A 15,603-nucleotide genomic window follows, 5' to 3' on the forward strand; every position below is an offset into this window, starting at 1 on the left:
CTCATTCAATTCTCCGACAGCGTACCCGCCAAACCTGGTGGGCATATTCCCTTATGGTTCGGTCACTGGAGAAGATTCCTGACTCGGCAATATTGTGCAAAGAGGACTGCAACCACTTTTTTGGCAATTCATAACGGGCTGCGGCTTCCTCGAAGGTCCTTATATAGGATTCAAAATCTTTGAGGACATAGAATTCATCGTTATAGAGAAGCAAAGAATCATAAATGGCGCGAAATTCCTGGGCATTTTCCATAAAATGATGGGAATGCAATTGTTCAAGAATTTGCCTAAGGCGTGGATTGGTATGATATTCATCCCATGATTTATAGGTTCGGTTCCTATTGCTGGTGAGGACTTCGTCTGCGGTCAGTCCGAAGATAAAGATATGGTCATCTCCTACCGCTTCTCTTATCTCCACATTGGCTCCATCTAAGGTTCCTAAAGTAAGCGCTCCGTTCATCATAAATTTCATGTTCCCGGTACCGGAGGCTTCTTTACCGGCCGTTGAGATTTGCTCGCTGAGATCAGCCGCAGGATAGATTCTTTCTGCCAAAGATACATTGAAATTCTCCATAAAAATTACTTTCAGCTTATCTTGTATCCCGGGGTTCTTATTAACCTTTTCAGCTACGGAATGTATCAATTTAATGATACTTTTAGCATAGTGATAGCCGGGCGCCGCTTTGCCCCCGAAAATAAAGGTGTACCCCCCCTGAACTGCCTCAGGATCTATGAGCAGACGATTGTAGAGCTCCATGATCTTCAGAACATTGAGGAGCTGTCTCTTGTAGGCATGAATTCGCTTAACATGGACATCATAAAGGGAATGGGGGTCGATAAGAACTCCTTGCTCCTCTTGAATCATCTCCGCCAATCTTACTTTGTTTTGGTATTTCACCTGAGCCAATTGGTCGAGAAAGGAGCTATCTTCCCGAAAAGCATGAAGCTTTGCCAGTTGAGCGGCATTGGTCTTCCACCCTGGACCAATAGCCTCTGTAATCAGCTCGGAGAGAGCGGGATTGGCCGTTAAGAGGAAACGCCGATGATTTACTCCGTTGGTTAAATTGGTAAATTTATAGCCGAAGATCCGGTGAAAATCCTTGAAAACATGTTTTTTGAGAATCTCAGTATGAAGCTTAGCCACCCCATTCACAGAATGACTGCCTATCATAGCCAGATTGGCCATGTAGATCTGCCCTTCTTTAATGATGGGGGTACTTTCAAATAATTCCTCGCTGTTAAAGAACCGCCTTAAGAGCTTCTCTTTGAAACGCCGGTCGATCTCCTCAATAATCATGGTGATTCTGGGCAGGAGATTCTTAAATAAATCCAAGGGCCATTTTTCTAAAGCTTCCGGCATAACAGTATGGTTGGTGTAGGAAATGGCATCCACGGTGATATTCCAGCTTTCTTCCCAATCCATTCCCTCCTCATCAAGGAGAATCCGCATTAATTCAGGAATGCAAAGGGCCGGGTGGGTATCATTAATATGGATGGACACCCCTTGGGAGAAATCCTTGAGAGAACCATGGCTCTTCTTGTAGCTGCGGACGATCGCTCCCAGTCCTGCTGCCACAAAAAAATACTCCTGCTTCAAGCGCAGCTCCCTTCCGGCCAAATTACTATCCTCTGGATAGAGTATGTAAGAAATAGCCTCCACTTCCGATTTATAACTTAAGGCTTGAGTGAAATTCCCTTGGTTAAATAAGGCTAAATCCAGCTCAGAGGATAAAGGCTCTGCGCTCCATAAGCGTAAATTATTGATCAGAAAAGGATTCTCATAGCTGAAGATGGGAATATCGTAGGGAACTGCCAGCACCGGTTCATAATTCTCATGATGGAACACCAGCCGGCCCTTAAGGTTTTCTGCACGAACATTCCCTTTGTACTTGACCACTATGGCTTTATCCGGTTTGCGCACTTCCCAGGGATAACCGTTCTTAAGCCAATGGTCCGCCACCTCGGTTTGATAGCCATTGACGATTTTTTGTTCAAAAAGCCCATATTTATAGCGAATTCCATTGCCATGCCCTGCTATGCCCAGGAAAGCCATAGAATCCAGAAAACAGGCTGCTAAACGTCCTAAGCCTCCATTCCCTAATCCTGCATCACTTTCCTGAGCCAAAAGGTCCCGAAGGTCAATATTCAGTTCTCCTAAGCCTTCGGCGACGATATCCTGAATGCCAATGTTAATGAGATAATTATGCAGCAATTTCCCAATCAGAAACTCCATGGAGAAATAATAGACTTGCTTGGAAGGCCGGTTTTCCGCGTAATTGGTAAAGGCGCGGCAAAGGCTGATCTCCTCTTTGAGCAGCACAACCAAGGTATGATATTTATCCCATAAGGTTCCTTCCTCAATGGGCTTTCCCTTAATTTCAGCAAATTTCTCCAAATAGGCATCTTTAAAACTGTTTTTGTCTGAGAACATCCTATTTTTCTCTCCTTCAAAACCGACGTATTACAATATCTATTCCTCATACCAATATTTATGCAAGTTCGGGCTTTAATATCATGGCACCCAGGGGGGGAACCTGAATTTCCAGGGAGAATTCCCGGCCGTGCCATGGGACTCTCTCTACTTTTAATAGCCCAGGATTAGTCCTATCCCCTCCACCGAAGTCAGCTGAGTCGGTGTTCAGTATTTCCCGATAGCCCAGAGCCTTTTCCACTCCGATCCGATGCCTTCCATAGCCATAGGGTTGAAAATTAATCAGAACCACCAGCCTGTCCTCAGGGGACTTTCCCTTGCGGCAAAACACAATAATCCCCTGTTCATGGTTATGGACATCGATCCATTCAAATCCGGACCAATCCTGATCAATTTCCCATAAAGCCTTTTCTTGCAAATACAGTGCATTTAATTGCTGAACGAAGAAATGGTACTTTCTATGCATCTCATAATCCATGAGAAACCAGTCTAGTTCCCGATCTTCCCGCCACTCGATGAACTGAGCCATCTCGCCCCCCATAAAGAGCAGCTTTTTACCGGGAGAGGTGATGAAATAGGTGTATAAGCCCCTTAAGCCTGCGAACTTCTGTCCATAATCTCCCGGCATCTTATCCAATAGAGATTTCTTGCCATGAACCACCTCGTCATGGGATAAAGGGAGAATAAAGTTTTCGGTATAGGCATACATCATGGGAAAGGTTAAGAGTTGATGGTAAGACCTGCGCTCATGAAAGTCCAAATTTATATAGCGGAGGGTATCATTCATCCAGCCCATATTCCATTTGAAAGTGAACCCCAGCCCCTCTTGATCAAGAGGGGAGGTCACTCCCTGCCAATCTGTAGCTTCTTCGGCTATCATCAATACCTCGGGATAAAAGCAGTTGACCGTTTCATTGAGCCGCTTTAAAAAGCCCACGGCCTCCAGATTTTCCCGTCCCCCATAAAGATTGGCCTGCCAGGACCCTCCTTCTTTCCCATAATCTAGATAAAGCATGCTGCTCACCCCATCCACCCGCAGACCATCCACATGAAAGACTTCCAGCCAGAAAACTGCATTGGATATGAGGAAGCTCCAGACTTCCGAGCGGGAATAATCAAATTTATAAGTCCCCCAATGCTCATGAACTTCTTTCTCATAGAGGGGACTTCCATCAAAATTGCCCAGACCGTGGGCATCCTTGCAGAAATGCCCCGGAACCCAGTCTAAAATCACACCGATTCCGGCTTGATGACATTGGTCGATCAGGAACATAAGATCATGAGGAGTGCCGTAGCGGCTGGTGCAGGAGTAAAATCCCGTTCCCTGATAGCCCCAGGAACCGTCGTAAGGATGCTCCATCAGGGGCAGAAGCTCCACATGAGTATAGCCCATGGATTTTACATACCGGATCAGCTCCGGAGTGAGCTGAGCATAATTAAGGAACCGCCCTTCTTCTGTTCTCTTCCATGAGCCCAGATGGATTTCGTAGATGGATAAAGGGGACACTTTCAGATTCCTGGTTTTGCGCTGATTCAGCCAGGTCTGATCTCCCCAGGAATAACCCTCCAGAGAGTAGATGACTGAAGCCGTGTGGGGCCGCACTTCCGAAAAAAAGGCATAAGGGTCCGCCCTCAGCACCCTTTCCTCTGAAGAGGTGAAGAGTTCATATTTGTAAATCTCCCCTTCTTCCAGGCCGGGAATAAAGCATGTCCAAATCCCGTGATCCCCCCATTTTTCCATAGGATGGTTCATTCCCCGCCAGCCGTTGAAATCTCCTACGACAGAGACCTTCTTAGCCTGGGGAGCCCATAAAGCAAAATGAGTTCCCCATCGCCCCTCATGTTTGACAAAATGAGCGCCAAACTTGCGGAAACTATGATAAAACTCACCACAATTAAAAAGATACATCTCTTCTTGGGTGAGTATTGGACCAACCTTATGAACTTCCGACTCCTTCTTTATCTCTTGAAGCTGTGAGGTACTGAGTTTTTTTATCCAGGCCATAGAATAAAACTCCTTTGTCTTGAGATTGCACATAGTGTTAAATTCTATGACCCATCTCCTTCCCTTAGAACAGGCATCCAGGCATATTTTACTCAGATGGTGCTTACCGATCTACTTGGGAGCTTAGCAGCAGACAACAGAGATAAAAATATTGTATTGACATAGCATTATAGCTGTGATATCATAATAAATTTTACATCCAATGATTTTTGTGTTATAATTATTTTCAGGAAATTCTTTGGGGGGTGACTCGATGTTTCAAGTGGGTGATAAGGTTCTATATCCCATGTATGGAGCAGGAATAATCGATTCCATTGAAGAAAAAGAGGTCTTAGGTGTTAAAGGGCAGTATTACCTCCTGAACATTCCTCATGTCAATATGGAAATTATGATTCCAGTAGGCAAAGCTGAGGGTTTAGGTATACGCCAAGTGGTCAACAGCCAGGTCATCGATGATGTACTGCGCTTTTTCTTTGAAGGAGATACGGACCCCATCATGTTTGAAAGCAATAACCGTTTTTACCGTGATATCAACAAGAAGAAGATGAAGAGTGGAGATATCTATCAAGAGAGCGAAATCATACGCGATCTAACAAGAAAAGGCAATCTCCAAAAACTGGGTATGGAAGACAACAATATGCTACACACAGCCTTTCAGCTTGTAACCAGTGAAATCGTACAGGTGAAAGGCATAGAAATGGAAAAAGCTGTTGAAATACTCCAGAGTGTCATCGATCAGGCAAAAGACGAAAAAGAAAAGCAAGAAGCATTAGGTTAAGACCTTTCATGCGTTGCACATAAAAGAGAGCATCGCCAAGACTACTTTTGTAGAGTAGTCGGCGATGCTCCTTTTTCTTTAAGGTCTCTTTGACTTTACAGAATATAATCCACCACTGTGCGCTTTTCCCTGATCTCTTTCATAAACTCGCCTACCTTCACATGCTCAGGATGGCTTTGATAAGCGGCTAAGCCCGCTTCATCATCAAATTCCGAATAAAGCACCACATCATAAGCGGTATCCGATCCATTGATGTTGATTCCAACCTCGGCTTTTTTCAGTTCGGGAATTTTCCCGACTAAACCTTCCAGAAGTTCTTTAACAGTGAGTGCATTTTGCTCTTTCTGCTCACCTTCTTTTAACTTCCACATCACGATATGCTTTAACATAAAAAACTGTCCCCCTTAGTGGCATGTTATCTAATTATTGAGCAATGCTTTTATATGTAGCTAATCTATCGGAAAGAGTACCTGTGTGAAGTTCAAAAAGGTGATTATCATAATCATAAAAATATATCGATTGGCCTTCACCCTTAACCCTTGGTCTAGGGTTCTTTATTTCTAATCCCAAAGCTCGAATTCTTGATTCAAAAATGCTAAATTCATCATCATTAATCTTGAATGCAACATGGTTATAAGTTCGTTCAGATAACGATTCCCCTTCCATTATTGATATCCATAGGCTGTTCATCAAAAAGAACTTTTCCCTTGATAAAGAATACACATCCTCACCGCTAGAATAAACCTCTTGAGCATCGAAGATAAATCGAAAAAACTCTGATGCACGTTCAATATCTTTAACTATGAAAGTCAAATGGCTGATTCCTTCAATCATGATCGCTCTCTCCAAAATCTTTTTAAATAGTGTTTTCCAATATTCACTTATCGATCCCGCCATGGATGGTTATATTTATACCAACTATTAATCACTCTAATACTCTGATGACTTGGATAATAATTTTTAAACTCATCCTTTTTACCAATTGCGAAAACTGAAAAACCTAAGTTCCAACTTTCTTTTTCGAACACCTCTTTATAGGCTTGAAATCCATTCGCCTGTTCCAGTTCATTAGGTATGGCAGAAGGCTCCGGATCCCATGGATGAACCGCAGCCTTGTTCCTTTTGGGAAAACCTAATTCACCAAAAAATACTGGCTTATTCCATTCGGAAGATAAGTTCTTTAATTCCTCATAAACATTCTGATGTCTAGAGTGAATTTGGGTACTATAAAGCGAATTTACCAGACTCTCTACAGTATTCGTTTCTTGATCGGTGAGTTCAAAGTATGCTGCGACCGAAATAAAATCCACTTCTGCCAGTAAAGGGTTATTTAGCTTCGCAGTATAAGTGTCATGGAGACCGTCTTTTTCTGTGTTCCATTCCGCTGTATACCACCAATTCGTTTTATAAGTTATTCTTCCCCGATAGTTTTCACGCACAAAATTTGCGACATCAATCCAAAGCGCATATTCCTTTTCAAACTTGTCAAAATTTGACCCTATACATAAGGCGTAAACTTTGTAAGGTTTTGCGATATCCCGAATTATGGGGTGGAGTATTTCCTCTTTCCAATTCCTGAACCACTCATTTTTATCCTGTGGATCTAATTGTGTTTCATAAAGTTCTCCGTTGCTAATGTATGGGTATGGTTCTAAGATTACATTAATCCCCTGATACCTTAGCTTTTTGATGAGCTGAATTGCTTTCTTCTTGCTCTCTATATTTAATGTCGCTGTATTGGCTGTCAAGGATGGAATATCAATTTGAACCGGTACATTAACAGTGTTTAAACCGAGATTTTCAATATCTATCAATGTCTGTTCCAGAGAGTAATCTACAGATAGATTCCCCGATTTTATTTTTTCACCCCAGGGTGTGATAATTCTTTTCTTTTCATATTGTTTACTAATATAAACCACATCGATCAGAACTACCTTGACGAGAATTACCAACATGATTAATGATATGAAAGCAAGGTGTTTTACCCTATGCCTTTTCAAATGAGTCGAAAACCCTTTGAACATTCCCAATCCTCCATTATTCCAGTGCTAAAAATGTTATACCTTTATAGGCAGGGTCTTCGATTTCAATCTTTAATCGCTGATTTTACGGAAAGTTGAATGGTGATATTACCTACGTATAAAATTCCTCTTCTGTCATAAAGAGTTTCATTGTTGCAACAGAAATGCTTCTATATATAATTATTTTAACTCTTTAATCAATCCAAATAGACTTAATAACGCTGTTTTGATTCAATTCTTCAGTATCTATAAAAAACTCCAACATATGCCCTTCTTCTAGGATAAATGTGTAGCCAGGATACTGGTATTCTAATTCCCGATTATCTAACGACTTATATTTCGATGTATAATAGTTCAATACTTTGATAGCATTATCGCCAACCTTATATCCATCTTTTAAGGGGAACTCAGGAGAAGACGTCCTCAAAAGACCGATATGGTTGGTATATTCTACAAAAGCATCTAGAGTTTGAATATCAGAGAATGGCCTTTCGATTGGCTCAATAACTATGTCTTTAGACTGATTATCCGGGAATTCATAAATTCTGCCGTTTTCATAAATAAGATAATAATCCCGATCAAGCAAACCTATAATTTTTTCTATTCTGTCACCTACTCTGAATCCTCTTAAGGTTTCGATTCCGCTCCCATAATCACGAGTATAATTTTTGTCTTTTTCATCAATTGTTATTAGTTCAGTACTGTTTGCATATCCACTGATGCCCCTAGCGTTATCTAAAACAAGACACCAGGTTCCCTCATGGTATCCTTCCTCATTTTGCGTACTAACCTCATTGATCAATTCAACAACATCCGGGTTCCAATCCTTATAAACAAAAGGAGCTTTGGAGCTTGGATATATGCGTAAAGGTTCTTCTCCTACATAGCGTCTCAGTCCACTGGCAACAGGATATTTCATACCACTATACCTTTGTATGAATGAGTATTCCCCTTGAACGCTCTCACTTACCTTCCCATTGGTGGCAATACTACCTTTAGTAAGTATTTCCCATTCTTCTTTCAATTGTTGATGTTCTACACTGAGGTTATTGTAATCAAAAAATAATTTTTGATATTTTATATACTGGTTGGTGAAAGCAATTAACAAAACAATACCAAAGAAGCTAATGACTATTAAAGACACCCTTGCTCTTGACATTGATTGTTTCCCCTCTCTTTTATTCTATCTCTACCCATAAAAGCTAAGAAATTAATTTTATGACCTCATAATAGTACTCCGAAATGCCATTTACATAACGTACTGGGCATTCACGAAGCGTCCCAACCACATTTATCATCCTCTAGTGTCGGCAATTACCTGTTGTCTACAATGCGGACGCCCCAGATAAAGCACAATAGAATACCCCTCCATTAAACCTGTACTTTTCTATTCTTTGATTCAAGTACTTAAAGGATATACGTACTATTGTCCATTTATGGATACATGATGGCCCTCTAATCTTAATGCTTCAATTGCCCTATCCAATTCTTCTTCCTTAATCAATATATAATCGGTGTCATATGTTGAAATCGCAAATATACTGATGCCTTGACTTGCCAATGTTCCACTTAGCAATGAGAGAATTCCTACTAGAGAAAAATCTAATACTTCATCAATTTTGAAATATCGCCAACCTCGTTCGCACTTAACATCTTCAGGGATGTTTTTTTGACAACAAACGATTGATAATTCTTCAGGAGTTCTAGTTATAGTTAAAAAATCACCTTCTGCCCAGTCTGGCACCCGAGCACTTTTATCTAATCTACAAACACTTAAAATTTCTTCAAATACTTTAATGGTTAACCGCTTTTCCAATAGTAAACTCCCACCTTTTCTTTTTTTAGGCTACTCTGCACACTCCTAAATTACAACTAAAATAAGCTTTCCGTCCGCATTGTAGATAAAGCTAGATTTTCTATTGAATTAACTTGCCTAATAAGCATTATCTTTTACGTCTTCATAGAAATTTGCTAAGGTTGCATTATAATAAGGCATCGCATAGAGAAAACCTATGCCAAGTGTGAAAATCCCAAGTAAAAACCAACCTATAAAGCTTAACCATAGGAAAAATAATCTCTCCTTATGTCCATACATCATTTTTTTGCTCAAGTCTATAGCTTCCAATGGCTTAAGATCGGGGTTATCATTCATTATGTAATAGGCCATAGAATATCTTAAAACAGCAATAATCCCTGGAATTATGAGAAGCAAAAACCAGAGGGTAGTAAAAAGTATAATAAAGAAGTTCATTACAAAATTTTTTAAAAAATAGTGAAAACCGCTAAATAATTCACTAAATGTAGACTCTTGATCTCTTGCTAATTTCAAAAAGAAAGACGCTAATCCAAAATTTATTGGCCCGCCAATAATGAATGCAATCAAAGAGAACATAGCATTTGAGTGATTTACAGTTTTTACAAACTCTCCATTACGCCATACATATTCAACAGTTTCTCTGCCGCTATTTCCTGTGAAAGCATCGGTTAACATCCAGGCAACAACGGAGACGATAATTGCTATAAGCCATTTCTCTTTTAAATTTTCCCGAGCTAAAGTTTTGAGTTCTGCATTACTTTTCATTTAATCTCCTCCAACCTTAGTTACTTAACAAATATCATCATCTCAATGCAAAGATATACTGCCCACGCAGAATATTATACCTGTGATTAAATGTTAAATTCGTGCCATATCGCATTACGTTTTGAGGGTTTGCAACGTCGGGTTATTATCTTTAATGTTCTACCCCAATGTCGCAAACCCTCTGTTATCCAATGCTGTACGCCCCCGAATTCAGAGGGCGCCATGGACGGCGGCCCCTTGAACCTCCGTGTCTTTTACTACGTAATTTAAGAATGTTGTGAACTAAGGTTATGCCTATGTCCCTTAGTTAAAGCAAATAATTATTCTCTTCATTGGCCACCTCAAGCGTTCTGAGTTCGAAAGATTTGCACCCTGATGCAATAAACGGGTCAGAATTTGCAATGTTTGTTGCTTCAATAAAATCTTCTGCCAAAATAATAACCATTCCTCCAGGATAATCCGTAAAAGGGCCACAGATCACAAGCTTGCCTTGTGAGTTTAATTTTCTTAAATATTCTACATGACTATTGATTATATCATTATTTATCGGCTTCTGATTGTTCATTAAATAAACATATGTCATTTATTCCCCTCCCTATAATATCTTTTGATTTTCTTTGAATATCTCGCTTTTTCATAGAATTCCTTACCAAACAAACTAGCTCACCACGGATAGAATTCGCATAGAATGCCTAATTCAGAGAATTTGGGTATAGCAAAGCAAACGTCTGCTTTTTTAGCATATGTTGGCCGTTGTAAACCCATTATTCTCACGGTGGTAAACCTCCCATGTCTAACAGGGTCAAGATGATAAATCCGCCCTAAATTCCTTCGTTCCACCTATCCATGATTGGGTGTCAGTTATGCTCCTCAACCGAGTCTTTGCTCTAATGGTGATTTATCCGACTGACTACCAGCTCTTTTGTCTGCTAGGCTACCTGGATTGTTCACTTCTGCGGTGACGCTTACTCACAGACCGTTTGTTTTTGTGATTTCGCTGCTATTCTGTTACGCTGCTGAATACTCAACTGGACGATGAATATCTTGAATCAGCTTTTTCGGGTCATAGTCTATACCCTTTGTTAATAGGGCATAGAACACCCGAATCAGTTTACAGCTTAAGGCTATTAACGATTGCTTCTTCTTCAGTGGATTCTTGGGCCTTGTCGTATAGTAGGTGTGTATCTCTGCAAACTCTGCGTTTTTGGCGACTAGCGGCATCACTGCTTGAAATAGAATCGCCCTCAACCGCGCTCGACCTCGCTTACTGATGGTGGTCTGTCCCTTGTGCTTGCCCGAGCTACTTTCTCGCAAGGCTAGGCCCGCTAGCTTTTGAATTTGCTTTGGAGAATTAAAGCGTCTAATATCTCCCACTTCGGAGAGAAAACCTGCCACGGTAACGAGGCCAACACCTTTAATTTCAAGCAACTTGGCTACTTCGGGTATCTGACGGCACAACCCATCGATGGTTTCAGTGACTGCCTCATATTGTGCTGTTTTAGTATGATAGTCTTGCAGTAATAGCTGGATTTCCATTCGGGAACAAGACTCTCCTTCGGTGCAACCAATGCTCTTCTGAGCAGCTTCATACAGGCTCTTAGCCCTTTTCATTCCGACTGCTCTCAATTTGTTGTCTCTCCAAATTCGGTTGATTCCTTCTGCTCCAAGTCTTTCAACATCCCTAGGTAGCGGGGCAACTTGCAATACCAGCATGCTACTCGTGGCATCAAACTTTCCAAACACCGTTTCATGCTCGGGAAAGTAGATTTTCAGCCACCGTTGAACACGATTTTTTATACTGTTCATTTCCTTTTGGATGCGCATCCTACAGGCCATTGCTATTCGCAGTTCTGCATAGATTCCTTCCGGGATATAGGGCTCATTGTATCTGCCCTCGATGACCAGCTTAGCGATGGTCTTGGGATCCTTAGCATCCGTTTTGCTGGGGTGGTTGTCATCAAGCTCCTTACTACGCTTTACATGGAACGGGTTGACGAGGACCAGCTTAATACTTTGCTCTTTTAGGTAAGATGCCAGGCTAAACCAGTAATGACCGGTTGGTTCTGCGCCTACCACTATGCATTCCTTTTGTGCTTGCCTTTTTAAACGTTCAATCCATGCATGGAAATCCTTGAATCCTTCAGCGTTGTTTTCAAACTTGAATACCTTGCCCAGCTCGACTCCTCGCCAGTCAAATGCCCTGGCATAATGAAGCTCGCTGGCGATGTCCACTCCGATCACAATACTTCTTTCAGATAGTTGCTTTAGCTTCTCGTTTTGTGTAAAATTCATTTGGGATGACCTCCGTTATTTTGATTGGATTCTGTTGGCCAACAGTCCTTTCAAATTGTAACGTGAGGTCTTCTTTTTGACAAAGATCATTTTTGACTACTACAGGAATGCTCCTCACTTATACAGAAACTTATCTAATTGATTGCTTCACATTTTCCTACAAGAATGTACTAGCCACCACTTTGTAATCCGCGTATGGGCGCGCAGCTCTTCGCATACGGTTTCGGATAACGTGCCCGGTATTACCGTAGCGTCCCAACAACATGCATCATCCTCTAGTTGTGGGAACTCTGTGTTATACGACGGGCGGTTTAGAATCGCTAAATTATCATCTTACTTCTAAGATACTTCTTTATAGTCGCCACTTGCATTGGGTAAAACTTCTCTGGTTCAATTGTTAACAGTTTGCCAAGTTCGTTGATGGAAATCCACCTTATATTCTTTGATTCTTCTGATTCATGCAACGGGACACCTTTCACCCGACAAATGAATGCTTGCACAATCAATGGATAATTCCCATCTATACATTGAGAGCTTGCAAACGGAGTATAGTTCACGATTCTTTGCCCGTGTAACTCTAAAACGGTTGACTCGTCTTCTCCAACAATGCTCGTCACTTCTAATCCCGTCTCCTCATATATTTCTCTTCGAAGACAATCATAAACATTTTCATATTCTCTTACCCTACCAGCCGGTATTTCTATTAATCCCTCTTCATTGGGTGCACTTTCTTTACAACGGTTTTGAATTAGTATATAGGATTTTTCATCGATTTCTTTCTCGATTATTCCCGCTACCGCTGGTTTAGCGAAAACCTCCATCAATTCACCCCTTTACTCCCAAAAGCTATCTTGGAACTTTATCAAATCTTAGCCTGTCGTATAACGTTTTCGACATTCCCGCAGCGTCATATTACATTCTTATTTGCTAAGTTACAGGAATGGACGTGTTATAAGACGTTTCCTGCCCTACGAATTCAGAGCTCGACGTCGCGCCCTAGGTAGTTCCAGCTGTTACACATTATAAGAAAAATGCGTCTTATGCTACTTTATTTTTCTTTCTTTTTTAGAAATGTAACATCTATAAAAGAGATGCTAAAAGCTAAACCAAGAGAAATAGAACACGCTCTTAATAAATCTATATTTGAAGGTCTAAAAACATAATCAAAACAATAATTAACAGCTCCAAATAGGGCAAACAAGGCAATAAACTTGAATAGTCTACTTCTTATTTCTATCCATTTTAGCCTTCTTGAATTTAAAATAGTAACGAAAGGAACATATAATAACATGAAAAAAGTAAAGAATAAATATCCCATCAAGAATTTAAAAGTAATGCTACTATTTATATCTTTATAAACAATAAAAAGGGAAATTATAGTTCCGACTATAAATATGGCGTAAAGAGTTCTTGTTAAAACTAAAACTACATTCTTTTTCACTATGCGCCTCCTTTATTATCAATCATTACTGGCATTTAGATTTATAGTCACCATATTTGTAAACCTAAATGGGCATTTCCTACATGTGCGAACTAAAGCTCTCGTCTGAATCCCGCCATGGACGGCGGCCCCTTGAACGCCGTTACCTTTTAATACGCTATTTAAAATGAATGCGAATTAACTTAACTTCATATTTCTCATTATATCTTGAATAATCTGGTCTAAGATGAGCCACTGTGGCTCAACTACCTCCGGAAATAGCGACTCTTGTTATCCGTGAATCCCAGTCTCGGCAGTAAGCCTGATGTATTGTTCTAATGAAGAGAACACGTGTCCAAAACATAAAGGGCATTATCAACACGAAAACTGAATTTCGGTGATAATGCCCTTTGTCGTTTAGTTTTCTACATAATCTAATATGGTCAACACCATCACCTAAATATCCTTTTTTTAGACCCTCACCTTTAACTATCTTTACATAGTTATCCAAGTCAGAATGAGTGACTTGAGAAGAAAAGTTGAAGTTCTATCTGCCAGGGTTTTCTACCTCACCGACAAACACCAGATCTCCTATCCTCTTATATTGTCTAAATAATCCTTTTGGTCGATAAGCCTGTGCAAATTGAAGCCATTTTCTATCCTTGCTATAAACCTGATACAGGAATGCATCTCGACGAACCCCTTTTAACCTTATATATCCATCAAAAAAAAGGATGATACATTTTTGTTTAGACGATTGATCAATTGAATAATTTATCGCCGCATCAACTGCATCACGATATTTTTCTTCAATTGAAAATGTGGTCAACTTTTCATCTTCAGATTGTCCCTCTAAAACATATGGACGACTTGCCGGTTCGCCACGTTTTCTTACTTCCTCATCTAATTCTATAAGACTATACAACTTCTTAACAATCCACTGATCCAAGTCGACATTAAATCCCTCTATGTTGTTCATTTTATGCCCTCCCTTTATTACCTCAAATGCCCTTATCATTAGCCAACCAATACTATCCGCGCCAGGATGACGCTGCCTTTGCTAACTATTTCATTGAACTTTGACTCAATTGCCAGTGCCTATCTCTTTATTTGGTGAATAAAATTCCATATTCTATATTCTTCAACAAACTCCTTCACAAGAGCCAAAGTATTCTAAATTTCTCACCTAAAAACCTATATTTTACTTTACTCATTTTATTTGAATATTGGGCATTCAGTTCAACCTTCGAAAATATGGAGCACATTTCCTGTTTGTTGAGCCACACTTATTTAGTTGCCGTGGTCTAGTACATACAGAATTTCTTTTTGCTTGCCAATAGAACGATTTTATGATTGCTCTACAATAGCCACAGTACTAATTGGATCAAGGTGGTGTGCCTTGATTTGTCCGCCGCCCTCAGCCCTTTGTTCAATACTGATACTGTTAGTTAAAGCCATGTCGAAACTTTAGAGGTGCCGTCATATCGATTAGCTGATTTTATTGCACGGTAAAAGGTTTCTTGCGTGAGCTCTCTCGCAGTATCCTCATCATTTCAAATACTCATCAAAAATTTGAAAACAATCTCTGCATATTCCTTATAAATATCATCCATGTCAAGCATGCAATATCACTTCCTTTACAACATATATCCGGTAAATCAGTATTTCGTTACACAATAATTCATTTTTTAAAGCTGTCTGCGTAGGCAAACAGCTTTAAAAGGTTGTATAAATAACTTGATTCACATTATTTTACAAGTATGAAATAAATCTATCGTCTAAATCCCGCCATGGACGGCACTCCCCCAGGTAGTTCCAGTTGTTGCACTATAAGAAGAATGTGCTATATAGACAGGGCAGACGCCACAGAGGGTGTTCCCTACAATCTTATACGCGCATCATTTATAGGGAATAGCCTCCGTGCTGTTCCGCTATAATCCTAATGTTGGACATAATACTACCAATACTTATTGTCTAATAAAATGTCATAAGGCTTAAAAGCTTTAAGGAGCATTCCTGTAGTAGTCAAAAATGATCTTTGTCAAAAAGAAGACCTCACGTTACAATTTGAAAGG

At 40.2% G+C, this 15,603-nt stretch carries 14 protein-coding genes and 1 pseudogene; 1 reads left to right on the top strand and 14 read right to left on the bottom strand.

What is annotated here, in order from left to right; genetic code table 11:
* Position 1: 1 nt before the first annotated feature.
* Positions 2 to 2,431 (bottom strand): glycogen/starch/alpha-glucan phosphorylase, encoded by a 2,430-nt coding sequence (locus tag DESPCE1_RS0113260; protein ID WP_019850771.1) that lies wholly within the window; start codon positions 2,429 to 2,431, stop codon positions 2 to 4.
* Positions 2,432 to 2,489: 58 nt separating this feature from the next.
* Positions 2,490 to 4,436, bottom strand: a complete 1,947-nt coding sequence (gene glgB / locus DESPCE1_RS0113265; RefSeq protein ID WP_019850772.1) for a 1,4-alpha-glucan branching protein GlgB — start codon at positions 4,434 to 4,436, stop codon at positions 2,490 to 2,492.
* A gap of 253 nt (positions 4,437 to 4,689) precedes the next feature.
* Here glgB and DESPCE1_RS0113270 point away from each other — a divergent pair, with 253 nt between their 5' ends.
* A complete protein-coding gene (locus DESPCE1_RS0113270) occupies positions 4,690 to 5,214 on the top strand; it encodes a CarD family transcriptional regulator (protein ID WP_014794453.1) in 525 nt (174 codons plus the stop codon).
* Between the two features lie 95 nt (positions 5,215 to 5,309).
* Here DESPCE1_RS0113270 and DESPCE1_RS0113275 read toward each other — a convergent pair whose 3' ends face one another.
* The 12 genes and pseudogenes from DESPCE1_RS0113275 to DESPCE1_RS24040 all read right to left on the bottom strand — a co-directional run.
* A complete protein-coding gene (locus tag DESPCE1_RS0113275; protein ID WP_014794454.1) occupies positions 5,310 to 5,603 on the bottom strand; it encodes a Dabb family protein in 294 nt (97 codons plus the stop codon).
* 34 nt (positions 5,604 to 5,637) lie between these two features.
* Complete coding sequence (gene fosX, locus DESPCE1_RS0113280; protein WP_014794455.1) at positions 5,638 to 6,048, bottom strand: FosX/FosE/FosI family fosfomycin resistance hydrolase; 411 nt, start codon at positions 6,046 to 6,048, stop codon at positions 5,638 to 5,640.
* 47 nt (positions 6,049 to 6,095) lie between these two features.
* Positions 6,096 to 7,238 (bottom strand): hypothetical protein, encoded by a 1,143-nt coding sequence (locus DESPCE1_RS0113285; RefSeq protein ID WP_019850773.1) that lies wholly within the window; start codon positions 7,236 to 7,238, stop codon positions 6,096 to 6,098.
* A 190-nt stretch (positions 7,239 to 7,428) separates the two neighbouring features.
* Positions 7,429 to 8,394 (bottom strand): hypothetical protein, encoded by a 966-nt coding sequence (locus DESPCE1_RS0113290; protein ID WP_014794457.1) that lies wholly within the window; start codon positions 8,392 to 8,394, stop codon positions 7,429 to 7,431.
* A 264-nt stretch (positions 8,395 to 8,658) separates the two neighbouring features.
* A complete protein-coding gene (locus tag DESPCE1_RS0113295) occupies positions 8,659 to 9,051 on the bottom strand; it encodes an ACT domain-containing protein (protein ID WP_014794458.1) in 393 nt (130 codons plus the stop codon).
* Positions 9,052 to 9,168: 117 nt separating this feature from the next.
* Positions 9,169 to 9,816 (bottom strand): DUF975 family protein, encoded by a 648-nt coding sequence (locus DESPCE1_RS0113300; protein WP_014794459.1) that lies wholly within the window; start codon positions 9,814 to 9,816, stop codon positions 9,169 to 9,171.
* 307 nt (positions 9,817 to 10,123) lie between these two features.
* A complete protein-coding gene (locus DESPCE1_RS0113305) occupies positions 10,124 to 10,399 on the bottom strand; it encodes a YciI family protein (protein ID WP_014794460.1) in 276 nt (91 codons plus the stop codon).
* A gap of 425 nt (positions 10,400 to 10,824) precedes the next feature.
* Positions 10,825 to 12,108 (bottom strand): IS110 family transposase, encoded by a 1,284-nt coding sequence (locus DESPCE1_RS0113310; RefSeq protein WP_019849557.1) that lies wholly within the window; start codon positions 12,106 to 12,108, stop codon positions 10,825 to 10,827.
* 320 nt (positions 12,109 to 12,428) lie between these two features.
* On the bottom strand, positions 12,429 to 12,929 hold the full coding sequence (locus DESPCE1_RS0113315; protein WP_019850774.1) for an NUDIX hydrolase: 501 nt from the start codon (positions 12,927 to 12,929) through the stop codon (positions 12,429 to 12,431).
* A 227-nt stretch (positions 12,930 to 13,156) separates the two neighbouring features.
* Positions 13,157 to 13,549 carry a hypothetical protein gene (locus DESPCE1_RS0113320; protein ID WP_019850775.1) on the bottom strand — a complete coding sequence of 131 codons (393 nt, stop codon included), beginning with the start codon at positions 13,547 to 13,549 and terminating at the stop codon, positions 13,157 to 13,159.
* A 526-nt stretch (positions 13,550 to 14,075) separates the two neighbouring features.
* A complete protein-coding gene (locus DESPCE1_RS0113325) occupies positions 14,076 to 14,507 on the bottom strand; it encodes a hypothetical protein (protein WP_014794464.1) in 432 nt (143 codons plus the stop codon).
* A gap of 469 nt (positions 14,508 to 14,976) precedes the next feature.
* Positions 14,977 to 15,066: pseudogene (locus tag DESPCE1_RS24040) on the bottom strand (sigma factor); the annotation flags it as partial.
* Positions 15,067 to 15,603: the final 537 nt, after the last annotated feature.

Source organism: Desulfitobacterium sp. PCE1 (assembly GCF_000384015.1).
GTDB classification, from domain to species: Bacteria; Bacillota; Desulfitobacteriia; order Desulfitobacteriales; family Desulfitobacteriaceae; genus Desulfitobacterium; species Desulfitobacterium dehalogenans.